At 24.3% G+C, this 23,648-nt stretch carries 20 protein-coding genes; 15 read left to right on the top strand and 5 right to left on the bottom strand.

Annotated features, from left to right (window positions below; all coding sequences use genetic code 11):
• Positions 1 to 82: 82 nt before the first annotated feature.
• From T523_RS05540 to T523_RS05525, 4 genes are all read left to right on the top strand, one after another.
• The gene (locus tag T523_RS05540) at positions 83 to 466 is read left to right on the top strand and encodes a transposase (RefSeq protein WP_042707931.1); all 384 of its coding nucleotides are present in this window, start codon (positions 83 to 85) and stop codon (positions 464 to 466) included.
• Positions 467 to 1,114: 648 nt separating this feature from the next.
• Entirely contained in the window at positions 1,115 to 2,062 is a 948-nt protein-coding gene (locus tag T523_RS05535) for an ABC transporter substrate-binding protein (RefSeq protein WP_042707930.1), read from the top strand.
• Between the two features lie 732 nt (positions 2,063 to 2,794).
• Positions 2,795 to 3,538 carry an ABC transporter permease gene (locus tag T523_RS05530; RefSeq protein WP_042707929.1) on the top strand — a complete coding sequence of 248 codons (744 nt, stop codon included), beginning with the start codon at positions 2,795 to 2,797 and terminating at the stop codon, positions 3,536 to 3,538.
• A 142-nt stretch (positions 3,539 to 3,680) separates the two neighbouring features.
• A complete protein-coding gene (locus tag T523_RS05525; protein ID WP_042707928.1) occupies positions 3,681 to 4,415 on the top strand; it encodes an ABC transporter ATP-binding protein in 735 nt (244 codons plus the stop codon).
• Between the two features lie 247 nt (positions 4,416 to 4,662).
• On the opposite strand, the gene thiD is transcribed toward T523_RS05525, so the two are convergent.
• The 3 genes from thiD to proS form a co-directional block, all read right to left on the bottom strand.
• The gene (thiD, locus tag T523_RS05520; RefSeq protein ID WP_042707927.1) at positions 4,663 to 5,415 is read right to left on the bottom strand and encodes a bifunctional hydroxymethylpyrimidine kinase/phosphomethylpyrimidine kinase; all 753 of its coding nucleotides are present in this window, start codon (positions 5,413 to 5,415) and stop codon (positions 4,663 to 4,665) included.
• 117 nt (positions 5,416 to 5,532) lie between these two features.
• Positions 5,533 to 6,222, bottom strand: a complete 690-nt coding sequence (gene cofC, locus T523_RS05515; protein WP_042707926.1) for a 2-phospho-L-lactate guanylyltransferase — start codon at positions 6,220 to 6,222, stop codon at positions 5,533 to 5,535.
• Between the two features lie 23 nt (positions 6,223 to 6,245).
• Complete coding sequence (gene proS, locus T523_RS05510) at positions 6,246 to 7,655, bottom strand: proline--tRNA ligase (RefSeq protein ID WP_042707925.1); 1,410 nt, start codon at positions 7,653 to 7,655, stop codon at positions 6,246 to 6,248.
• A gap of 419 nt (positions 7,656 to 8,074) precedes the next feature.
• Between proS and T523_RS05505 the strand changes: the two genes are divergently transcribed.
• The 8 genes from T523_RS05505 to T523_RS05470 all read left to right on the top strand — a co-directional run bounded on the left by T523_RS05505 (position 8,075) and on the right by T523_RS05470 (position 16,443).
• Positions 8,075 to 8,590 (top strand): nitroreductase family protein, encoded by a 516-nt coding sequence (locus tag T523_RS05505; RefSeq protein WP_042707924.1) that lies wholly within the window; start codon positions 8,075 to 8,077, stop codon positions 8,588 to 8,590.
• Positions 8,591 to 9,247: 657 nt separating this feature from the next.
• On the top strand, positions 9,248 to 10,918 hold the full coding sequence (locus T523_RS05500) for a nitrogenase component 1 (protein ID WP_232229042.1): 1,671 nt from the start codon (positions 9,248 to 9,250) through the stop codon (positions 10,916 to 10,918).
• Positions 10,919 to 10,930: 12 nt separating this feature from the next.
• Positions 10,931 to 12,313, top strand: coding sequence for a nitrogenase component 1 (locus tag T523_RS05495; protein ID WP_052334654.1), 1,383 nt, complete (start codon positions 10,931 to 10,933; stop codon positions 12,311 to 12,313).
• A 270-nt stretch (positions 12,314 to 12,583) separates the two neighbouring features.
• Entirely contained in the window at positions 12,584 to 13,462 is an 879-nt protein-coding gene (locus T523_RS05490) for a nucleotide-binding protein (protein WP_042707923.1), read from the top strand.
• A gap of 542 nt (positions 13,463 to 14,004) precedes the next feature.
• The gene (locus T523_RS05485; protein WP_042707921.1) at positions 14,005 to 15,048 is read left to right on the top strand and encodes an NAD(P)-dependent glycerol-1-phosphate dehydrogenase; all 1,044 of its coding nucleotides are present in this window, start codon (positions 14,005 to 14,007) and stop codon (positions 15,046 to 15,048) included.
• Positions 15,049 to 15,059: 11 nt separating this feature from the next.
• Positions 15,060 to 15,497 carry a UPF0179 family protein gene (locus tag T523_RS05480; protein WP_042707919.1) on the top strand — a complete coding sequence of 146 codons (438 nt, stop codon included), beginning with the start codon at positions 15,060 to 15,062 and terminating at the stop codon, positions 15,495 to 15,497.
• A 48-nt stretch (positions 15,498 to 15,545) separates the two neighbouring features.
• The gene (gene rpiA / locus T523_RS05475) at positions 15,546 to 16,217 is read left to right on the top strand and encodes a ribose-5-phosphate isomerase RpiA (RefSeq protein WP_042707918.1); all 672 of its coding nucleotides are present in this window, start codon (positions 15,546 to 15,548) and stop codon (positions 16,215 to 16,217) included.
• Positions 16,218 to 16,239: 22 nt separating this feature from the next.
• Positions 16,240 to 16,443, top strand: a complete 204-nt coding sequence (locus tag T523_RS05470; protein ID WP_042707917.1) for a hypothetical protein — start codon at positions 16,240 to 16,242, stop codon at positions 16,441 to 16,443.
• A 539-nt stretch (positions 16,444 to 16,982) separates the two neighbouring features.
• On the opposite strand, the gene T523_RS05465 is transcribed toward T523_RS05470, so the two are convergent.
• Positions 16,983 to 18,317, bottom strand: coding sequence for an FAD-dependent oxidoreductase (locus T523_RS05465; protein ID WP_042707916.1), 1,335 nt, complete (start codon positions 18,315 to 18,317; stop codon positions 16,983 to 16,985).
• A 564-nt stretch (positions 18,318 to 18,881) separates the two neighbouring features.
• Between T523_RS05465 and mch the strand changes: the two genes are divergently transcribed.
• From mch to T523_RS05450, 3 genes are all read left to right on the top strand, one after another.
• A complete protein-coding gene (gene mch, locus T523_RS05460) occupies positions 18,882 to 19,853 on the top strand; it encodes a methenyltetrahydromethanopterin cyclohydrolase (protein WP_042707915.1) in 972 nt (323 codons plus the stop codon).
• Between the two features lie 269 nt (positions 19,854 to 20,122).
• Complete coding sequence (locus tag T523_RS05455; protein WP_042707914.1) at positions 20,123 to 20,665, top strand: flavodoxin family protein; 543 nt, start codon at positions 20,123 to 20,125, stop codon at positions 20,663 to 20,665.
• A 75-nt stretch (positions 20,666 to 20,740) separates the two neighbouring features.
• Positions 20,741 to 21,151: a secondary thiamine-phosphate synthase enzyme YjbQ gene (locus T523_RS05450; RefSeq protein WP_042707913.1), complete on the top strand. Its 411-nt coding sequence runs from the start codon at positions 20,741 to 20,743 to the stop codon at positions 21,149 to 21,151.
• Positions 21,152 to 21,509: 358 nt separating this feature from the next.
• On the opposite strand, the gene T523_RS05445 is transcribed toward T523_RS05450, so the two are convergent.
• Positions 21,510 to 23,231, bottom strand: coding sequence for a right-handed parallel beta-helix repeat-containing protein (locus tag T523_RS05445; protein ID WP_042707912.1), 1,722 nt, complete (start codon positions 23,229 to 23,231; stop codon positions 21,510 to 21,512).
• Positions 23,232 to 23,648: the final 417 nt, after the last annotated feature.

Below are 23,648 nucleotides of genomic sequence, written 5' to 3'. Positions count from 1 at the left end.
TTTTAATTCTTTTTAAAACTTTATATTTTTTATTTAAATTCTTTCAAAAAATTTATATTTTATTTATTATATATTTATTATTATGAATGATTCTAAGAATACTGAAATTAAAACACCTGATGATAAGATAGCTATGGCTTTTTTTAGAAGTCTTAGATGGGTTAATGGTGTATATTGTCCTCAATGTAAATCTTATGATATTGTAAATAGAGGTCAACAAGGTAGAGTTAGAAGATATTCTTGTAAAAATTGTAAATCTAATTTTAATGATTTTACTGGAACTATTTTTCATAAAAGTAGAATTCCTATGGGTATGATGTTGTATGTCTTATTTAATATGGATGATAAAACAATTACTCAATTATCTGAAGAAACTGGTTATTCTCGTCAGTGTATCTCAAGACTTAAACATCTTTTTGAGAAAAAATTATTAAATAATCCAGAATTTTGTGATAAAATAGATTAACTGGTTTTTTGACTTCTTTTTTCTTATATCTAATTTTATTTTAATTAATTTTTAATTTAATTTACTCTTCTTTCTTTTATTATATCTTTATTTTTTTTATTTTAATATTTTTAAAATTTAACAATTGTTATATTTTTATATTTATTTTAATAAGTTCAATATTTTTATTTTAATTTTCATATTTTTTTATTATGTTAGTCTATTGAAATAATACTTTTTTATAATTTAATATTAACTTTTATTAGTTTTTTTATTATTTCATTTTAATGTTTATATTCTATTTTTTTCTAAAATCAGGTTAATTTTATTTATTTTTAAAAAATAAGTTTTAATATTTTATTTTAATCTATTTTATCGTTTTTTAGTTTATATTTTTATTTTTTAATTTATTATTTTAAAGTTAATATTTTTTTTATATAATACTTAATTTTTATTATTTTATATATTTTTCTTAAAGATTTAATCTTTAATTTTTATTTTTTGTAATAATAGTTTTACATTTTTTATTTTATAACAACGTTTATATATTATGTTTAAAAACTTAATATTATATTTTAATAATCATAATAATCAGTGTAATTTTTTTATTTTTTATAATTTGATTATTTAAAATATTTTAATTTTTTTTCAAAAATAAAAGGTGATTTAATGGAGAAGAAAACCGCAGGAATAATTATAGCAATTGTTATAATTATTGCTTTAATTGGAGGTTATGTATACTTTGCACATCCTGGTGAAACCACTGTAAAAATAGGATACTTACCTTCAGATCATGATTCTGCTTTATTTGTAGCACAATCTCAAAAATTATATGAAGCACAAGGAATCAATGTAGAAACCTCACAATTTAACAATGGTGGAGATTTAATGACTGCTATGGCTAGTGGTGATATTGATATTGGTTATGTTGGTGTAACTCCTGCTTTATCTTCTATTGCTAAAGGTGTACCTATAAAAATTGTTTCTGGTGCACAAATGGAAGGTAGTGGTATTTTAGTAGCTAATAATTCAACAATTACTAGTGTTGCTGACTTAAAAGGTAAAAAAGTAGCAACTCCTGGTGAAGCATCTATTCAATACATGCTTTTAGAATATGCTCTTAACCAAGAAAATATTAATATTTCTGAAGTAAATCCTTCATCTATGAAAGTTGCTCAAATGAATGATGCTCTTAAAACTGGTAAAGTAGATGCAATTGTAACTTATGAACCATATGCTTCTATTGCAACTAATGCTGGTTATGGTAAATTATTAGAAAATTCATCTAAAATATTACCAGATCATCCATGTTGTGTAGTTGTAGCTAGTGATAAATTTATTAAAGAACATCCTAAAGAATTAAAATCAATTTTAGCTATTCATGAAAATGCAACTAAATATATTAATGAACATCCTAATGATGCTGCTAAATTATTACCTAGTGACATAGTACCAAATGCAACTCTTGAAGGTAAAGTCTTAAGTAATATTAATTTCGTCTCAGGATTAAATGATTCATATAAAAAATCTGTTACTGATTTCATGAATACTGAGGTTAAATTAGGTGTATTAAAACAAAGTATTCCTGAAGATAAAATATTCTACAAACCACAATAAGTTGTTTAAGATTTATCTTTAGGTTTTAATAAAATTATTTAGATTATAATTTTTTATAATTCTAAATAATTTTATATTTTTAATTTGAAATTCTATTTTTATAAAAATTTAAAGAGTATTTATATTTTAAAATTAAATTTAAGAAAGTTTATTTTAAAAATTAGTGTTTTTAATATTATCATTTGAATTTATTATATTAAAAATTCGTTAAAAGCTATTTTAAAGAGTATTTATTTTTAATTTTAAAAATTATTAGTTTAAAAATTTAATTTTTAAATAAAATAAGTTTTAAAACAGTAAAAACAATTTTTATTTTATTAAACTTAAAATTATTTTATTAATTTAAATTTTTAATTAAGAAATTTATTTATTTATTATAAGAATAAGTTAAATACTTCTTTTTAAAAATTTTTTATTAATATTATTGTTTTTTAATTAAAAAAAAGGTTATTTTTATATATTATTTTAATATAATTTTATATAACAAGTGTTTTTTTAGTAATAATAAGTTTAAATAATTTATAGTAAATTACTTATTATTCTTTAAAAGTATCTTTTAGTATTATAAAGTATAATTTAATTTAATTAAGTTTTAATTTTAATTAAAATTAAATTATATCTTGATATAATTATTTATTGTTATTTTTAAGTATATTTATCTTTAAAAATATTTATTTAATTATATATGTTGAATTTATTGAATTTAAAAATTGTAATTATCAAGTGATTTATTTGAATTTTAAAAAATATGGATTACCATTAATATTACCATTAATTGTTCTTTTTGTATGGTATTTAATAACTGATGGTTTAGCATTATTACCTAACTATATATTACCAAGTCCTGTATCAGTTTGTCAATCTGCTTATACAATTTGTATTAATGGTCGTTTAGTTAATAATACTATAAGTACTTTGATTAAAGTTTTCTTAGGTATTGGTCTTGCTGCTGTTATAGCTATTCCTTTAGGTATATGTTTTGGATATTCTGAAACTTTAGATAGGTTTACTTCTTTAATGATAAGTATTTTAAGACCTATTCCTCCTATTGCTTGGATTCCATTTTCAATTTTATGGTTTGGAATTGGATTAAATTCTGCTATATTTATTATATTTATGGGTTGTGTTTTCCCACTTCTTGTTTATACAATAGATGGTGTAAAAAGAACTCCAAAAATTTTAATAGAATCTGCAGAAACATTAGGTGCAAGTAATAGTACTATATTAAGAAAAATTATTTTACCTTCATCTGTTCCATATATTATATCTGGACTTAAAGTAGGTGTAAGTATTGCATTAATGTGTACTATTTCTGCAGAAATGATTGGTTCAAGTACTGGTTTAGGTTATATGATTTTAACAGCAAGTAACTTATTTGATCCAGGTACAACTGTAGTTGGTATGTTAGTTATTGGAATTATTGGAATTGTATTTGATACAGTCTTTGGAAAATTACAAGATAAAATATTTTGGTAAATTATTAATCTAAATTTATTTTTAATTAAATTTAATAATTTAAATCATTTTAATTAAAATTTAATGGTTTAATTATTATTTTAATTTAATTAAATAATTTATTTAATTTTTTATTATAAATTAATATTAATGGGGATTTAATTTGACAATTGAAGTAAAAAATTTAACTAAAACTTTTAAAAACAATGATAATGAAGAAAAAACAGTTTTAGATAATTTAAACATTACTTTTGAAGATAAAAAATTTGTTTGTTTACTTGGTCATTCTGGTTGTGGAAAAACAACATTACTTAGACTAATTGGAGGACTAGATAGTCCAAGTTCTGGAGAAATTCTTGATGATGGTAAACCTATTACTGGACCTTCAACTAATAGAGGTTTTATTTTTCAACAATATTCTCTTTTTCCATGGATGACTGTATTTGATAATGTAATGTTTCCTTTAAGAGTTAAAGGTGATGATGAGGAAAAATCTAAACAAAGAGTTGAAGCATATCTTAAAGGTGTTGAATTAGAGAGTGCTAAAGATTTATATCCATATCAATTATCTGGTGGTATGAAACAAAGAGTAGCTCTTATTAGGACTTTAATTAACCATCCTAAAACTGTACTTATGGATGAACCATTTTCTGCTTTGGATATGTTAACTAAACATGATTTACAAGATAAATTATTAACTGCAGTTGGTAAATATAATACTATTATTTTTGTAACTCATGATGTTTCAGAAGCTACTTATTTAGCAGATGAAATAGTTGTTATGGGTAGAACTGGTGGAGAAATTAAAGATATTATTGAAGTTGATGTTCCTCGTCCAAGAAAAAGAAATGATCCAGAATTATTAAAAATTCAGGATAAAATTTCAGAATATTTATAAATTTTTATTTTTTTTTTTATTTTTTTATATTTTCTAGTTTTTTAGATAAAAAAATCATATTTTTAATAATATAAATGGTTTTTTTTTAATTTTAATTTAAGAATTTTTTTAAAAAATTAGTAATTTAATAAGTTTTTTTATTTTTTAATATCTTTTATAATTAAAAAAACATAAATAAACATCTCTTTTAATTGTTTAAATTAAAAATTTTATTAATATTATTAAATGTTTTTTAAAATTATTAATATTATTTATTGTTTAATTTATATAATGGATTTAATGTTTTGTATCTACCATATTTAATACTATTATATACATATTCATTAGATTTTTCAATGGATTTTCTTAAATCATGATTTTTTATAAGATATCCGCATACTGCAGCAGAAAATGTACATCCAGAACCATGAGTATTATCTGTTTTTATTAGTTCTTGATTGTATATTTTGATATCTCCATCATATAGAATACTTTTTCCATTTAAGTGTCCACCTGTAATTATAATATTTGATTTTTTACCTATTTTTTCTGCAGCTTTTATTCCATCTTCAAGATTATTAATTTTAATTCCAGATAATTTTTCAGCTTCATTAACATTAGGACATACTAGTATTCCATTTGGAATTAAATATTTTTTTAAATATTTACTATAATTATTATCTGATAAATTACTACCAGAACTTGCTATCATTACAGGATCTATTATAATATTAAGTTCATTTTCAACTATCTTTTCACTTACTAATTTAACAATATCCTTAGAATATAACATTCCAGTTTTTCCATATTTAATTGGGTATTCATTAAGTAAGGAATCAAATTGTAATGATATAAAATCTGTATCTATTTCTTTTATTCCATATACTTTATCTGGATTTTGTGCAGTTAAATTTGTAATAACACAAGTTCCATGTATTCCTAAAGCACTAAATGTTTTAATATCTGTAAGTACCCCTGCTCCACCTGAAGGATCAAGTCCAGCAATTGTAAGTCCAATCATTTTAATCACAAAAAATAGTTTTTTCAAGAGTTAAGTTTAAATTATTTAAATTTATAGTTCTAATTTAAAAATAAAATAGTTTTTAGTAATTTTATAAAAAAAGTTTAAAGAAAATTTTTAATTTTCTTTTTTCCTTTCAACTTCAAGTCTTTCTGGACCATGAACTGATTTAACACTAATTCCTAAAGATCTAAGATATTCTTTAGTTTCTGTTCCATCTCCATGGATTAAAATTTCTCCAAGATCTTCTTTTGTATTAACATCCATTGCCATAAAGAAAGAATCATGAATCATTGGTGTGAAATTGTGTTTATCTGCTTGTTTAACATGTTTTATGAAACTAAAATCACCAAATTTCATTTCAATACTTGATGGTTGTATAATTAATGCATTTGTTCCTCCACCTTTTGAAGGTACTATTACAAACTTCATAAATTTAGTTTGTTCAAGTAACATACTAATATTTGTTTTACCAATAAGAGGAACATCTGAAGGTAGGATTATAACTCTTTTAACTTTATCTTTTAATTCATCCATTGCTTGTGTTAATGCATTGTTTAAATTATTATCTTCATCAGTCTCTTTTTCAGTTATTGTTTTTAAATCAAGATTTTTAGCATAATCAAGTACTTCTGCATCTGAACTTATTATATAAATATCATCAACACAATCTTTTAGAGCACTTGTAACATCTTTAAGCATAGCTTTTAAGAGATTTTCTCTTTCTTCTAAATTTAAAAATGGTGATAATCTTGTTTTTCCATTTGAAAATTTACTTACTGGTATTATTGCATATATTTCATCCATTGTAACACTTCATTAAAATTTATTTAATATGTTTTTGCAATTGAACTTATGTGTTTTGCTTTTTTACCACAGTGAATACAAACAGCTTCTGTATCATCATCAAGTTCTTCACATGAACCAAGTACATCCATATCTGTTTCTTTTTCAATTGCTTTTCCACATTCAGTATCTCCACACCAATAAAATTTAGTGATGTTTCCATCATCTGCTGTAGGTTTTAACTCTTTTTCGTCTTCTACAAATTTTACAGAATCATTAAATTTATCCCATGCTTTTTTGTATAAGTCATTATGTATTGTTTCAAGTTCTTCTTTAATATTATCTGCTAAATTATCATCTATTGTAAGTTCTGATTTTTCACCATTATCTCTTCTTACAATAACAACTTTATTTTCTTTTAAATCTCTTGGTCCAAGTTCTATTCTTAATGGACTACCTTTTTGTTCAATGTCAAAGAATTTTTTACCTGGACGAATGTCTCTATCATCTATTTTTACACGGATATTTAATTCTTCAAGAGTTTCTTTAATCTCATTACATTTAGCAATAACTTCTTCTGCACCTTTTTTAAATAATATAGGAACAATTACTACTTGTGTAGGTGCTACAGTTGGTGGAAGAACAAGTCCTTTTTCATCTCCATGTATTGCAATTGCAGATGCAATTACACGATCTGAAATTCCATAACATGTTTGGTATACATAATCATGAGTTCCTTCTTTATTTTCAAAAGTAATATCAAAGGTTTTTGCAAATGTTTGACCTAAATTATGTACTGTACCAATTTGTAGTGTTTTTCCATCAGGGAAAATAGTATCAAATGCTATTGTGTAATCTGCACCTGGGAATTTATCCCATACTGGTCTATTACTAATTAAGTATGGTATTGCAAGATTATCAAAGATTTCTTTATAAATTTCAATACCTGTTTTTACTTGTTTATCTGACTCTTCTTTTGTAGCATGTGCAGTATGTGCTTCAATGAAACTTGTAATTTCACGAACTCTAATCATAGGTCTTGTATGTTTTGTTTCATATCTAAATGTGTTTACTTTTTGATATATTTTAATTGGAAGGTTTATATGTGATCTAATCCATAATGAAAACATTGGGTAAATTGCAGTTTCACTTGTAGGTCTGAGAGCTAATTGTTCATTTAATTCTTTTTTACCACCATGAGTTACCCAATATACTTCATCTTCAAATCCTTTTACATGTAATCCTTCTTTTGCAAGTTCACTTTCTGGAATTAAAAGAGGAAATAGTGTTTCATCATGTTCTTTATCAAGTAATTTTGTAACATAATTATAATAATTTTTTCTTATTTGAAATCCATAAGGTCTCCAAACACACATACCTTTAATTGGATATCTAGAATCTATAATATCTGCTGTATCTAAGATATTATGAAACCATTTGCTAAAATTTTCCATTAAATCACCATTAATTTTTTGATAATATTTATTTTAAAAATAAGCATTATTTTAAAATAATTTCTTATAAATTATTTTATAATATATTTATTTTCTTTTTTTTAATTAATAAAATATTTGAATATTTAGTTTTTACTTTTTATTTATATTTTTTAATTTTAAAATTATTTTTTTTATTTAGATTACATTTTAGACTTATTTTTATACAATAAATTAAATCTAAACATTTAAATATATTAATATATATTATCTTATATAATAGTTGATTTTATTAAAATTATAATCTTCTTAGATTATTTATTCAAAATTTAGTTTTTTAAAATTTGTTTATTTTAAATTTTAAAATAAATTTTCTCTTAAATTGATTTTAATAAAACCAAAATTATATTATTTTTATAATAATTTACTAGGTGATAATAATGGTTGATTTTGAAACAGTTATTAAAACAAGACGTAGTATAAGACAATATCAGGATAAAGAAGTAGAAGATGAAAAAATTGATAAAATATTACATGCTGCAATGCAAGCACCAGGTAGTAGATTAAATGCAGAACCTTGGGAATTTTTAGTTATTAAAAATAAAGATACTCTTAAAAAATTAGGAGAAATAAAACCTAGAGTTAAAGGTGCACCTCTTGCAATAATACTCATTGCAAATATTGAAAGATCATTTTATAAACAGTCATGGCAACAAGATATGAGTGCAGCAGCAGAAAATATGTTACTTGAAGCTGTTAATTTAAATCTTGGTGGTTTATGGAATGGAGTAGCTCCTTTTGAGGATAAAATGCAAGATATAGCAAATGTAATTGGTATAAATAATGAAAATATTAAACCATTTTGTATTATAACATTAGGTTATCCTGCTGAAGGTTATGAAAATAAATTTATGGATAAATATGATGAAAGCAGAATTCATTATGAAACTTATTAATTAATTTTTATTTTCATTTTTTATTGTTTTTTTTGTTTATTTAGTTTTTATCTTTTTTTTATTTTCATTTTTTATTGTTTTTTTTGTTTATTTAGTTTTTATTTTTTTATTTTTTACTTATTTCTTATCTTTAAGCTTTTTTTATAAATTAAAAAATTAATAAGAAAAATATCTATGATAATTTATTTTTAAAAATTTTTTAATTAATATTTATATTATTTAATTATTTGTTAATTTTTTAATCATTTTTTTGTTCGTTTGTTATAAAATAAATCTTTTTCTTACATTTTGTAATAACAATATTTATATATTATAAATTAGCAATAATTTAATATCATAACAATTGTTATATCACGATTGTTATAAATTTTTTATTAAAATTTTTTAGATTCTTTATCTATCTAATTTTTTTTAAATATTTTTTATAACAATTGTTATTATAATTTTTTTAATGTCTTAGAAAGTTAAATTTCTATAATATTGTTATGTAAATTTAATAAAATTTTTTAAAATATTTTATAACAGTAGTTATAGTTTTTTTTTTAAAATTTAAAATTAAATTTTAGCCTAATACAGATAAATTCAGTGTATTAGGTATTATATTAAAAAGGGATTCAAAATAACTATTAAAATTTTAATTAACTATGGAGAGATAATATGAGTCAAGAAAATCATTTTAATCATAGTAATATGCAATGTAATCAAGGAAATTATAAATTAAGTCCATGTAAAAGACGAAAAATTAAAGAAATTTTAGGTATTGATATTGATCATAAGCCACCTGTACAAGATATAACGCTTGATAAGATAACGAGTCCCAATAGGGAACAAAGAGCTCATGGGACGAATATTTATTATGGTAAAGCATCAAAATTGTTAGATGATGCAATTAATGAAAATGTCCATATTAAAGAAAGGAAATTCCAACAATCTGGTGGTTGTGTTTTAAACTTTTATCTTGCAGTAAGAGTAAGTACTATACGTGATGCAGTTGTTATATTTAATGCACCTGTTGGTTGTTCTTCATCTGCACTTGGTTATAGAGAGCTATTTAGAGGAGTTCCTGAGGAACTTGGAAGACCTGCTCATTATAAATTAAATTGGATGACTACTAATCTCCAACAAGATGATGTAGTATATGGTGCTGGTGAAAAATTAAGAAAAACAATCTTAGAAGCACAGGAAAGATACAATCCTAAAGCTATATTTATACTTACTTCTTGTACTACTGGAATTATTGGTGAAGATATTGAAGGAACTGTTGAAGAAGTTCAACCTGAAGTAGATGCTACTATTGTACCTGTTCATTGTGAAGGTGTAAGAAGTAGACTTGTACAAACAGGTTATGATGCATTTTGGCATGCAGTATTAAAATACTTAGTAAAAGAACCTGAGAAAAAACAAAAAGATTTGGTAAATGTTGCAAGTATGTTATCTTATACTTGGCAGGATAGATTAGAAATTAAAAGATTACTTGGTAAATTAGGTCTTAGAGTTAATTTTATTCCAGAATTTGCAACAGTAGAACAATTTGAGAAATTATCAGAAGCTGCAGTTACTGCACCGATTTGTCCAACATTTACAGATTATTTATCTAGAGGTTTAGAACAAAAATTTGGTGTTCCATATTTCTTATATCCTACACCAACAGGATTTGCTAATACTGATGAATGGTTAAGAAATATAGCTAAATATACAGGTAAAGAAAAAGAAGTTGAAGAATTAATTAAAGAAGAACATGCTAAATGGGAACCTAAATTAAACAATATTAGAAATAAATTTTTAGATATTGCTCGTGAACGTAAAACTGGAGAAAAAGTAAGAGTTTTAGGTGCTTTAGGTCAAGGAAGGCTTGTTTCACAAATGCCTTATTTTGATGAATTAGGTCTTCAAGCACCTGCAGCAATGAGTCAAGATTTTGATGAATTATTAATTGATGAGTTAGCAGATATTATTGAAAGAACTGGTGATTTTAATATTATGGTAAATACTTTCCAAGCTGCAGAACAAGCTAATGTAACATCTAATTTAAAACCAGATTTAACCTTAACTTGTCCATTCCAAGGTGGAAGTTGGAAAAGAGATACTCAAGTTACAAGAATCCATTCTTTAAGAGGAGATCCAGATCCAGCAAGTGCACAAACTGCATATTCTGGTGCTGTAGCATTTGGTGAGTTTTTATTAAAAGCATTCCAAAATAAATCTTATCAAAAAACATTATCTGAAAAATCTAAACCAGCTTATAAAGATTGGTGGTATGAACAAGATAATCCATTGTATTTTGTTGAAGATATTGATGATAATCAAATTGAGCAAAATTCAAAATGAGGAGGTGATAAAATGGTAGAAAACGCAGAAGATAATTTAACAATTTCAGAAAAATATCATGCAAAATCTAATATAGATAGTTTTGAACGTGATTCTGTAGAAGCACCAAGATATGGTTGTGCATTATCTGGAGTATATGGAACAGTTCTTGGACTTAATAATGCAGTACCTATTTTACATTCTGGTGCAGGTTGTGGTGTTGGACACTTATTTGGAACATTATATGCTGGAGGAGAAGCTTGTGGTGCAAATAAAGGAGGTACTGCTACTCCTTGTTCTTGTCTTGTAGAAGAACATGTAATTTTAGGTGGAGAAGAAAAATTAGATAATATTATTGATTCTACAATTAAAGTATCTAATTCAAACTTTTATGTTGTAATCTCTGGTTGTGTTCCTTCATTAATTGGTGATGATGTTGATAGTGTTGTTGATAATTATAAATATCAATATCCAATTATTCATGTAAATGCTCCTGGATTTAAAGCAAATTCTTATGAAGGTTATAATTTGTTTTGGGATTCTTTAATTGATGAGAGTGATATTCTTGAAGAAAAAGAAATAGAAAAAGGAACTGTAAATATCTTAGGAGTAGTTCCTTATAATAATGTTTTTTGGAAAGGAGATCTTTATGAAATTAAAAAAATCTTTAAAGAAATTGGTGTTAAAGCAAATATTATCTTTGGTGAAGGTGATGGTTTAACTAATCTTAAAAATGTTCCAAGTGCTGAACTTAATATTGTTCTTAATCCATGGATTGGAGTAAGAGCTGCAGAAAAATTGCATGATAAATTTGGAACTCCATTTATTACTTTCCCTGGTATACCTATTGGATCAAAACAAACTTCTTCATTTATATATCGTGTAGCAGAACAACTTGATTTAGATATTGATAAAGTTGAAGAATACATTAAAGAGAAAGAAGAATGGTATTATCAATTATTTGAGTATCCTGGAGATGCTATTATTTTATGTCGTCCAAATCAATATTTTGCAGTAGCTGCTGATAGTTCCTATGCAGTAGGCTATACTAAATTTTTAACAAATGAGGTAGGATACCTTCCAGATATTGTACAAATAACAGATAATCCACCTAAAGAGGTTAGACAGAAAATTGTAGATGAAATAAACAATACTTTAGAATCTACTGTAAAACCAGATATTGTATTTGAAGCAGATACATATAAAATTAGGAATAATCTTAAAGACAGACCATTTTCATTTTTACTTTCAAGTTCTCTTGAAGAACCTACTTCACTTGAAGAATTTGGGGCATGTCATATAAATGCTTCATTCCCAATATATGGTAATTCTGTTCTTGTAAATCATTATTCTGGTTATTATGGTGGATTAACTTTATTTGAAGATTTAGTATCTACATTTGTTGGTCCATTGTAAATGGATTTAATGGTGATATAAAGATATCTTAAATTAGATTTATGATTTTTAGTATTACCTTGAGGATTAGTATATAAATTAATTGAATTTAAATAGAATATTTACTTTATAGATTTTAAGTAAATAATTCTACTTTTAAATTATTTAATTAAACAAAACATAAGATTATGGGTTAAATTGTATTGTATACAGTTTAAACTTTTTATATTAATTTAAAATAATTATATAACATTTTAATTTGAAAAAGAAATTATTGGAGTTTTAGATAATATGGGTGTAAAGAAACAAATAGCGATTTATGGAAAAGGAGGAATTGGAAAGTCAACGACAACATCAAATTTATCAGCAGCATTATCTGATTTAGGTTATAGTGTAATGCAAGTAGGTTGTGATCCTAAAAATGATTCTACTACTACATTAAGAAATGGTAAAACAATACCAACAGTTTTAGATACAATTAGACAAAGAAAGAATAATTTTGATGATATTGTTTATGAAGGTTACAATGGTATTTATTGTGTTGAAGCAGGAGGGCCAGAACCGGGTGTAGGATGTGCTGGTAGAGGTATTATTGCAGCTATTGAATTATTAGATAATAATGGAATCATTGAAGATTATGATCCTGATATTATTATTTATGATGTACTTGGAGATGTTGTATGTGGTGGTTTTGCAATGCCTATTCGTAAAGGAGTAGCAGAACAAGTGTATACTGTAACTTCTTCTGATTATATGGCTATATATGCAGTTAACAATTTATTTAAAGGAATTCTTAAATATTCTAATAAAGGTGGAGCATTACTTGGTGGAATTATTGGTAATTCTATTAAAAATGAAACACAAAAAAGAATGATAAATGATTTTAGTGAAAAAACAAAATCTAGTGTAATTGATTTTGTACCAAGATCTTCTACAGTAACTCGTTGTGAACTTGATGGTGTAACAACAATTGAAGGAGCTCCTGATTCAGCTCAAGCTGATGTATATAGGCAATTAGCAAGAGATGTAGTAAATAATAAAAAGAAAATTAAACCTGAACCATTTTATGGTGATGATTTATCTGAATGGGCTTCAGGTTGGATTCATGAATTACTTGCTAATGATATTATTGAACGTGATAATATTCAAAAAGAAGGTTCTGGAATATAATTTTATTATTAAAATTTATATTCTTTTTTTAATTATTTTCTCTTTTTTTAGATAATTATTATTTTTTGATATTAGTTTATTTTTGGTTTTTTTCTCTTTTTTTAGATAATTATTATTTTTTGATATTAGTTTATTTTTGGTTTTTTTCTCTTTTTTTAGATAATTATTATTTTTTGATATTAGTTTATTTTTGGTTTTTTTCTCTTTTTTTAGATAATTATTATTTTTTGATATTAGTTTATTTTTGGTTTTAAATTGTATAATTTTGATATTTATTAAAAAAATTAAAAGATAGCTATTTTTAATAATAATTTTATCTTAATTCAAAGAAAAAAGATTATTAATTAATAAAATTTATTATGTTTTTTAATTTTTTGGTTAGGTTCGTATTTATAATATAAAAATAGAAAAACATTTTTTTAAAATTTTTCTATATTAAATTTTATCATAATCAAAAATTATTTTATTAAGATTAAAAAAATATATAAATAAATATTATTTTTATAATAATTTTTAAATTATCTTTTTATATTGGTGAAATAATGGATTCTAAAACTATTCAAATGCCTAGAGAAGTACATATTGGACCTGATGTCATTTATGAAACAGGTGAAATTTCTAAAAATTTACGGCTTCCTGGTGAACCTTTGGTTGTTACAGGTTATAAAACCTTGAACATTGCTGGTAAATTAGTTTATGATAGTTTAGAAGATGCTGGATTTAATCCAGATATTATTCAAGTTAAAGGAGCTACTGAAGAATCAGTTAAACAAGTTGAAAATAAATTAACAGATAATTCATTTGTTCTAGGTGTTGGTGGTGGAAAAGTTATTGATGTTGCTAAGATGGCATCTACAAATAATAATTCTTATTTTATTTCAATACCAACTACTGCTTCTCATGATGGTATTGCTTCACCAATGGCTTCTATTAAAAATGAAAAGGGTTCTGTTTCTAAGAAAGCACAAGCACCTATGGCTTTAATTGCAGATTCTGAAATTATTAAAAATGCACCATTTAGATTTTTAGCATCTGGCTGTGCAGATATAGTTTCTAATTATACTGCAGTTAAAGATTGGCGTCTTGCTAAAAGGCTTCAAAATGTAAGTTTTTCAGAATCTGCTGCAGCATTGTCTTTAATGACTGCAAAATTAATTATTGATTCATCAGATAGTATTAAAGAAGGTTTAGAATTAAGTGCTAGACTTGTTGTTAAGATGTTATTTAGTAGTGGTATGGCAATAAGTATTGCAGGTTCAAGTAGGCCTGCAAGTGGTTCTGAACATTTATTTTCACATGCACTTGATAAGGTTGCTAAAAAACCAGCATTACATGGTGAACAATGTGGTATTGGTACAATTATGATGATGAATCTTCATGGTGGAGATTGGAAATTTATTAAAAATGCTCTTGAAAGTATGAAAGCACCGACAACATGTTATGATATTGGTATTGATCCAGAAGATATTATTGATGCATTAACTATGGCTCATACAATTAGACCAGAGAGATATACAATACTTGGAGATAGAGGTTTATCAAGAGAAGCTGCTTATCAATTAGCAATTAAAACAGGAGTAATATAGGAGAAATTTTTATGATAACATTAGTAGGTAAAGATTTTGCAAAAGAAGGAACAAAATTTATATTTTATGGTCCTGCAGAAGCTTGTAAAAATTGTAGATATAAAGCATCATGTGTAGACTCTTTAGAAGAAAATAGATTATATGAAATAATATCAGTAAGACATAATTCTCAAAAATGTCCTTTACATGCTGAAAAAGAGGTATTTCCTGTTGAAGTTCAAAGAGCTGATGTTAACATTTTATTTAATTCTAAAAATGTTTATGAAGGATCAACTATAGTGTATAATACTCCTGAATGTGATGAATATTGTGAATATCATGATTTATGTTTCCCTGAAGGTTTATTAGATAATGATAAATGTATTATTATTAAAGATTATGGTAAATTTGAAGGAAAATGTAAAAAAGGATATAAATTAAATAAATTAGATGTTAATTTTGTTGAATAAATTATCTTAATTTAAATTTTATATTAAATATTATTTTTTGGTGTAATTATGAATCTTAAACAAGAAGTAGGTTATAAAGCTGCTGAAGAAGTAAAAGATGGTCAAATTTTAGGTTTTGGTACTGGTTCTACTACTAAATATTTCATTGATAAAGTAGGTATGAGAGTTAAAGAAGAAGGTATTGAAGTTATGGCGATTCCAACATCTTATCAATCTGTATTACTTGCTCAAGAATGGAATATCCCATTAACTACCCTTGATGAACATTCTATTGATTTAGCTGTTGATGGTGCTGATGAAATTGATCCACAATTAAATTTAATCAAAGGTGGTGGAGCAGCACATACTATGGAAAAAATTGTAGATTATTCTGCTGATGAACTTATTATTATTGCACATGATTCTAAATATGTTGATCAATTAGGTGCTTTTCCAGTTCCTGTAGAAGTTATTCCTAAAGCAAAAACTATTGTTTCAAATACTCTTAAAGACTTAGGTGCATCTCCTAAACTTAGAATGGCAGTTAATAAAGATGGTCCTGTAATAACTGATAATGGAAACTTTATTATTGATGCTAAATTTGATGAAATTTTATCTCCAGTAGATTTAGAAATTGAATTGAACACTATTCCAGGTGTAGTTGAAAATGGTATTTTCACTGAAATGGTAGATAAAGTTCTTCTTGGTACTGAAGATGGAGTTAAAGAATTAAAACCTTGATTATTATTTTTCTTAAGATACTATGATACCTTATGATTTACAATATAAAATAAATAAATGTTTAATATTTGTTGGAATAATTATTGTAGTTTATTCTGTTTTATGGATTCTTGTAGTTCTTGGTTATATTCCTCAAATAGTTGTTGCTTTATTCCCACAAATAGGTTTACTTATTATTGGTTTATTTATTATTTATATGGCTTATATGGCTAATAAGAAATTATAATTTTCTTATTTTTACTTTATTTTTATTGTTTTTTTTTTAATTTTTTTAAGTATTTTTTAATTATTTAAAATCCCTCTATTTTTTGATTATTTTTTTAGATTTGGTTTTTTAATCTTAGAGTTTCTATTTTTTGATTATTTTTTTTATATTTGGTTTTTAAGGGTTAAGGTTTCTAATTTTTTAATTAAACTTTTTTAGATTTAGTTTTTAAGTGTTAAAGTCTATATTTTTGATAAACCTTTTTAGATTTAATCTTTAAATATTAAAATACTTTAAATTTTTATATTAAAATCAATAGACTTATTTTTTTTAAAATTAGTTTTTTTAATAAATATTTTTTTTATTAAACAATTTTTGAATCTTAAAATTAGTATTGGTTAAATTTTATATTATAAATTTTTAAAATTAGTATTTTATTTAAATTTATAATTTACTTTTATTTGGTTTTATATTTTAAAAATTAGTATTTTATTTCATTAAGTTTTTGAACTTTTAAATAAGCAAAATTCAATAAAAAAAGAAAAAGTAAAGAATTGGATTTAATCAAATTTTTTACTTACTTCATCTACAGCAAGTACTAATGGGTCAATAACCATTGATACTGGAGGTGCATAAGCAAATTCCATGTTACTTAAATCATAACAACTTAATCCTTCAGTAATAGCAAGGGTCATTGTATCAATTCTTTCTGCTACACGTTCTTCAGCAATTATTTGACAACCAATGATTTTACTATCTGCATCACAGATAACTTTAATATCCATAGGTTTTGCATTTGGATAATATCTTGCTCTTGTAAATGCTTCAATTTTTTCAGAAACAGTTTTAATATTGTTTTGTTGTGCAAAACTTGTGGTTAAACCTACAGCACCAAATTCTAATTTACCTACTTTAGTAACCATTGAGTTTAATACTGGATTAAATTTAGATTTTTTACCTGCAATGGTTCTTGCACATGTTTTTGCTTGACGTACTGCAGTAGTACCAAGTTGTGAGATTGTGTTTGATTTTAAGATTGCATCATATGATTCTACACAGTCACCTACAGCATAAACATCTTTAACTGAGGTTTCCATATTTTCATTTACTTGAATAGCCCATCTTCCAATTTCACATCCAAGTTTTTCAGCAATGTTAAGTTCTGCTCTTACACCAGTAGCAAGGATAACCATTTCAGTAGGAACTTCTTCAGTACCATCAACAACTACTGCTTCAACTTTTTTATCACCTTTGATTTCAGTAATTGGTTTACCTAAAACTATGTTAAGTCCTTCACTTCTTAAATATTCTGTAACAATTTCTGCCATGTCACTATCAAGAGATTTTGGTACGATTTGAGGTAACATTTCATTTAATGTTACATTTAATCCCATTTTTTTAAATGCATATGCTATTTCAATTCCAATAAGACCTGCACCAGTAACAACAACATTCTCACAATTTTCAGCCCATTTTTGAACTTTAATACCATCGTGGATGTTTCTTATTTTAAATACACCATCAAGATCATTACCTTTAATTGGTGGTACAAATGAATTTCCACCTGTTGCAAGAACAAGTTTATCATATTTCATAGTTTTAACTTCACCATTTTCATCGGTGTAAGTTATTTCTTTTTTATCTTTATCTGCATCAGTAACTTCACAATTAGTTAAAACTTCAATATCATCTTTTTTATAATCTTCTGGTGTTTTCATTACAATATCATCAAAAGATTCAATTGTGTGTCCTAATACATAAGGTATTGCACATGGGGAATATGCAATGTAGTTATCACGGGTGATAACAGTTATTTCAATGTCATTATCTAACTTTCTAAGGTTAGAAGCTGTTGGCATTCCTCCAGCTCCTCCTCCTATAATTACTACTTTCATTCTTCTTACATCCTTTAATAATTAAATAAAACTAGTTTATTATATTAGTTTCTATATGGATTATATTATATAACTATTATTATTTATTTAGTTTTTTTACTATTAAATTCATTTTATCTTATTTTTTATTAGGTGTTTTAATATTTTTAATTTAATATATTCTTTTTAAATTTTTTATTAATTTTTATAGTGTTTTTTCTATTTTTATAAATTTTTTTTAGAGTTTTTAAAAATATTTATTCTTTTATTTTTTTAAATTACCTTCATTTTTTTAATAAAATTTTATTCATTTTTTGGCTTTGTTGAAATCCTCAAAATCTTTTGAATAAACTTTCTTAAAATTGATTTTCAAGTATTAACTATGTTTAAGTTTTTATAAAAAATAAGATTTCAAATACATAAATTTTTTTTATATTTTTAGAAAATCACTTATAAAATTTTAAATATAATGTTTTAATAATTTATTAATAGTTAGCTTATACTTATCAATTGATTTTAAAAATTGAATTTTAATCTTATAAGCTCAAATATGAATTAATCAAAAATATTTTTTGAGGTTAAATAATGGTTAGTGTTAACTTAGAAGCTAAAAAAACTGTAGATGAAATGATTGATAAAGCAGATGCTTTAAAAATTGCTGTTTCTAAATTAGATAATGGTGCTACAATTCTTGATTGTGGTGTAAATGTTGAAGGAAGCTTTAAAGCAGGTGAATTATATACTAAAGTATGTCTTGGTGGACTTGCTGATGTAGGTATTTCTATTCCTGGTGATTTAAGTGAAAAATTTGCACTTCCTTCTGTAAAAATCAAAACTGACTTCCCATCTATCTCAACTTTAGGTTCTCAAAAAGCAGGATGGTCTGTATCTGTTGGAGATTTCTTTGCATTAGGTTCAGGTCCTGCAAGAGCATTATCTCTTAAACCTGCAGAAACTTATGATGAAATTGATTATAAAGATGAAGAAGCAGATTTAGCTATTTTAACTTTAGAAGCTGATGTCTTACCTGGTGAAGATGTTGCTCAATATATTGCAGATGAATGTGGTGTAGATGTAGCAAATGTTTATTTACTTGTTGCTCCTACTTCTTCTCTCGTTGGTTCTATTCAAATTGCTGGAAGAGTTGTTGAAAATGGAACTTATAAAATGTTAGAATTCATTAAATTTGATGTTAAAAAAGTTAAACATGCAGCTGGAATTGCACCTATTGCACCTGTAGATCCAGATGGATTAAAAGCTATGGGTAAAACAAATGATGCAGTTTTATTCGGTGGAAGAACTTATTACTATATTGAATCTGAAGAAGGAGACGATATTGAAGCTGTTGCAAAACAAATTCCATCATCTGCAGCTGATGGATATGGAAAACCATTCTTTGATACCTTTAAAGAAGCAGGATTTGACTTCTATAAAATCGATAAAGGAATGTTTGCACCTGCTGAAGTAGTAATTAATGATTTAACTACTGGTAAAACTTATAAAGAAGGATTTGTTAACGCAGAATTACTTAAAAAATCCTTTGGTGTAGATAACTAAGTTTTTTACTAATTCAATAAATTAGTTTTTTAACTAATTTATTTTTTATAATTTCTATTTTTTCTCTATTTTACATTATTTTAAACTATTTTTATTGAGATTTTTTTCTAAAATCATTTATTTAAATTTTAATCTTGTATTATAAATATCATTATTTATTAAAACATTTAAATTTTTGAATTAATTATTTATTTTAGATTAATTATATATTATTAATGATAATATAATTTAATTATTATATTATTTAAAATGGTTAGGAGTGTGTATTTATGAAAGTTATTGGTATTCAAGCTAGTCCAAGGAAAAATGGAAACTGTGATATTTTAATGGATGAAGTTTTAAAAGCTGCTGAAGAAAATGGTGCAGAAACTACTAAATATTACTTAGATGATTATAAAATTGAACCTTGTCATGCATGTTGCTCATGTGGTGATGGTGTTGACTGTGTTACTGATGATGATTGTAATGAACTTCTTAATGCTAGTTTAGATGCAGATGTTCTAGTATTTTCAACTCCAATTTATTATGGTCAAATGACTGCTCAAGGTAAATTGTTTACAGATAGATTTTATTCAGTAAGTAGAAATCCACAAAAAACTTTTGAAGGTAAAAAAGCAGTTTTAATCTTTACTCATGGTGCTCCTACTGGAACCTATGAAGAATATATTGATCTTACTAAAAAATCTCCATTTGGACATATGGGATTTGATATTGTTGATACTATTTCTATTGGAGGACTTGAAGAACAAGGTGCTGTAAAAGATTTAGATGATGTTATGTCTAAAGCTAAAGAAATAGGTAGTAATTTATAATGTATTTAGTTTTAAATTAGTAATTTAATTTTACTAATTTTATTATTTTTAATGACTATAATTATTGGTGTTAATATGATTATAAAAGATGGATTAATTATTAATTCCAGATGTAAATTTCAAATTATAGATATAAGTCCTTATATTAATGATAAAATTAGAAATCATGCTATTGATTCTGGGATAATTAATATATTTACAAAACATACAACTTCTGCAATTGTTATTAATGAGAATGAAGCAGGTTTAGGTACAGATATTCAAAATATTTTATATGATTTAATTCCTGAAGGTAATGGTTATAGTCATGATGTTATAGATCATAATGCAGATTCTCATCTTAAATCTTTATTATTAAGTCCTTCAGAGACTGTTCCAATTAAAGAGGGAAAAATGGATCTTGGAACATGGCAATCTGTATTTTTTATTGAACTTGATGGCCCTCGTTCTAGAAGAAAAATTGATTTAACAATAATTGGTGAATAATTTAATTATTTTTATTAAATTATATTTTGAATTTTAAAAATAGTATTTTTATAGTTTATTCTAATTTATATTTTTTATTTATTAGTTTTGATTTAAGTGATTGAATATTCTTATTTTTTTAATTTATATTTTATTTGTCTTATTTTTGATATACTATTTAAAGTTGAATAATTTTACTTTTAATTTATATAGTATTTAAATGATTGAATAATATTATTTTAATTTATTATATAAAATTAGTATTTTTTCTAAATATTATTTGATTCTTAAATTTAATAATTTCTAAAAATAATAAAAATATTAAAATATGATAAGTTAAATTATTTATTAATAATTTAAGCTTATCTTAAATGTTTATTTAGTATATTCTAATTTTTGAAGTAGTTGTTTTATCTGGGTAAGCACCAGTACCAACAAATTTAGTGGTTACAGTATATGTTCCTCTTTTATTTATTGAAACTTTAACACTTGCAACACCATTTGAATTAGTTTTTCCAGTATAAGTTTTTCCATTTACAGTTATAGTAACTTTTTTATTTGCTACATTTACATATTTTTTATTAATATTTGTAGCTTTTAATGAAATAGATATTACTTTGGATTTTGCACTTAATTTGTATTGTTTGTATGGAACAGTTAAAGATACTGCTTTTTTATCAATATGTATTTTTGAAACAACAAAACTACCATTGTATTGGTCGTCACCTAAATAAGATATTGCAAAGGTATAATCTCCAGCCCAAGCAAGGTTAATTTGTAATCTTGCAACACCATTTGCATCAGTAGTTAAATTATATACTACACCATTAAATCCAATTTGAACAGGTTTATTTCCTAAAGTTTTATTGTTTTGATCTTTAAGAGTAACACTGAAGTATCCTCCTCTTTCACCACTATAGAAGTCAACAGCAGTTTGATTGAATTCTTTTGGTGCAACAATGGTAGTGTTTAATTTAGTATTATATTCACTATCACTAAATGTTCCATTATTACTGTTTATAGTTGTTGAATCACCAGTTACAATTTTATATGTAAATGTTGGTGGCATAGGTATAAATTTTAATCCACTAAAGTCATCATTTCCGCCAATAGTAATATTAGAGTATCCACTAGCAAGCATATATCCAATCATTGTGTTGTTTGTAAAATTATTATAATTACTTTTAATATCAGCTGATCCAAAACAAGTAATTCCAATTGAACAATGATTTAATGTATTATTTTCACAGATATGACCACGAGAATGCATTAAGTAAATACCTTCCTGAGCATTGTATACTGTATTATTAATAACTATACAATTAGGTCCAGTTCCATGTCTTACATCAATACCATGGTTGTATGGGTTAATTATTATGTTGTTTTTAATTAAGGTATTAGCAGAACCAAATGATTCAATTCCACCATCTAAAACATTTGAAACTGTGTTATTTTCAACTGTAGTATTGTGGTTAGGAGCACTAAATGCACTAGTTACAAATATTCCATATCTTCCACCACTAACTGTGTTATTTATAAATTTAACATTAGTGGTATTGTATATAATTACATTTGATTGAGTACTAGCAATTATTCCACCATCATTATTAGTTTTAGTACTTGTACTTAATTTTGAATTATCTACAACAAAATTAAATCCATTGATTATAGTATTATTACAATTTTCAATATAAAAAATTCCATTATATGTACCTGCAGGATTTACAATTGAACTTCTGCCTTTTGTAGGTACTCCCGTTAATGTAGCACCATTACCATTTAATGTAAGAGTTTTATTTATAACTAAATTTGTATTTTCATAAGTTCCATTAGCAAAATTAATGATATCTCCATCTTTTGCATTATCTATTTTACCTTGTATATCTGTATTACTCATAGAGTTATCAATATTAATTGTTGTTGCTGTCTTAGTGTTATCATCAGTTACAATACTTGAAGAGTTATCTATATTTTGAACACTTAAAGAATTAGAATCACTAATTGTTGTATCATTACTTGATGTTGCAGCACTTACACATCCAATAGTTATGATAACAAATAAAATTAATACAGAAAAAATAATTTTTTTACTATTTTTCATTATTACACCTTATTCGTATAAAATTAATTTTATTTATTAAATGTAATGATTTTTTAGTATAAAATGATTTAAACAAAATTTATATTTATCTATTAATTTAAAAGTTTTATTTTTTAATATAATGGTATATAGGAATATATTTATTAAAATAATTGGATAAATTTATGTTAAATTATATTTTATACTAAAATAAAATTTTAATTAAATTATAAATCGTTATATTATTATTTACTTGTCTAAATAATTAATATAATCTATTTGTTTATTAAAATTTATATATCGAATTACATTTAATGTTATTCTATAAATTTTTCATAATATAAAAATCTTTTTACTTTAAAATTTTTAGAATTATATTTAATCACTTTCTCTGTATTTTTAATTATTATAAATATATTAACAATCTTTATATTTTTA

Origin of the sequence: Methanobrevibacter wolinii SH, assembly GCF_000621965.1 — an archaeon.
Lineage (GTDB): Archaea > Methanobacteriota > Methanobacteria > Methanobacteriales > Methanobacteriaceae > Methanarmilla > Methanarmilla wolinii.
The sequence above is the reverse complement of the archived record's forward strand: the minus strand, read 5'-3'. Positions and strand labels throughout refer to the sequence as shown.

What these genes read in the sequence shown, in the direction of transcription:
- proS (WP_042707925.1), bottom strand. Translation starts at nt 7,655, where the DNA reads ATGGAAAATTTTAGCAAATGGTTTCATAATATCTTAGATACAGCAGAT.
- T523_RS05495 (WP_052334654.1), top strand. Translation starts at nt 10,931, where the DNA reads ATGGTAGAAAACGCAGAAGATAATTTAACAATTTCAGAAAAATATCAT.
- mch (WP_042707915.1), top strand. Translation starts at nt 18,882, where the DNA reads ATGGTTAGTGTTAACTTAGAAGCTAAAAAAACTGTAGATGAAATGATT.
- T523_RS05490 (WP_042707923.1), top strand. Translation starts at nt 12,584, where the DNA reads ATGGGTGTAAAGAAACAAATAGCGATTTATGGAAAAGGAGGAATTGGA.
- rpiA (WP_042707918.1), top strand. Translation starts at nt 15,546, where the DNA reads ATGAATCTTAAACAAGAAGTAGGTTATAAAGCTGCTGAAGAAGTAAAA.
- T523_RS05505 (WP_042707924.1), top strand. Translation starts at nt 8,075, where the DNA reads ATGGTTGATTTTGAAACAGTTATTAAAACAAGACGTAGTATAAGACAA.
- T523_RS05470 (WP_042707917.1), top strand. Translation starts at nt 16,240, where the DNA reads ATGATACCTTATGATTTACAATATAAAATAAATAAATGTTTAATATTT.
- T523_RS05450 (WP_042707913.1), top strand. Translation starts at nt 20,741, where the DNA reads ATGATTATAAAAGATGGATTAATTATTAATTCCAGATGTAAATTTCAA.
- T523_RS05540 (WP_042707931.1), top strand. Translation starts at nt 83, where the DNA reads ATGAATGATTCTAAGAATACTGAAATTAAAACACCTGATGATAAGATA.
- cofC (WP_042707926.1), bottom strand. Translation starts at nt 6,222, where the DNA reads ATGGATGAAATATATGCAATAATACCAGTAAGTAAATTTTCAAATGGA.
- T523_RS05485 (WP_042707921.1), top strand. Translation starts at nt 14,005, where the DNA reads ATGGATTCTAAAACTATTCAAATGCCTAGAGAAGTACATATTGGACCT.
- T523_RS05455 (WP_042707914.1), top strand. Translation starts at nt 20,123, where the DNA reads ATGAAAGTTATTGGTATTCAAGCTAGTCCAAGGAAAAATGGAAACTGT.
- thiD (WP_042707927.1), bottom strand. Translation starts at nt 5,415, where the DNA reads ATGATTGGACTTACAATTGCTGGACTTGATCCTTCAGGTGGAGCAGGG.
- T523_RS05445 (WP_042707912.1), bottom strand. Translation starts at nt 23,231, where the DNA reads ATGAAAAATAGTAAAAAAATTATTTTTTCTGTATTAATTTTATTTGTT.
- T523_RS05500 (WP_232229042.1), top strand. Translation starts at nt 9,248, where the DNA reads ATGAGTCAAGAAAATCATTTTAATCATAGTAATATGCAATGTAATCAA.
- T523_RS05535 (WP_042707930.1), top strand. Translation starts at nt 1,115, where the DNA reads ATGGAGAAGAAAACCGCAGGAATAATTATAGCAATTGTTATAATTATT.
- T523_RS05480 (WP_042707919.1), top strand. Translation starts at nt 15,060, where the DNA reads ATGATAACATTAGTAGGTAAAGATTTTGCAAAAGAAGGAACAAAATTT.
- T523_RS05465 (WP_042707916.1), bottom strand. Translation starts at nt 18,317, where the DNA reads ATGAAAGTAGTAATTATAGGAGGAGGAGCTGGAGGAATGCCAACAGCT.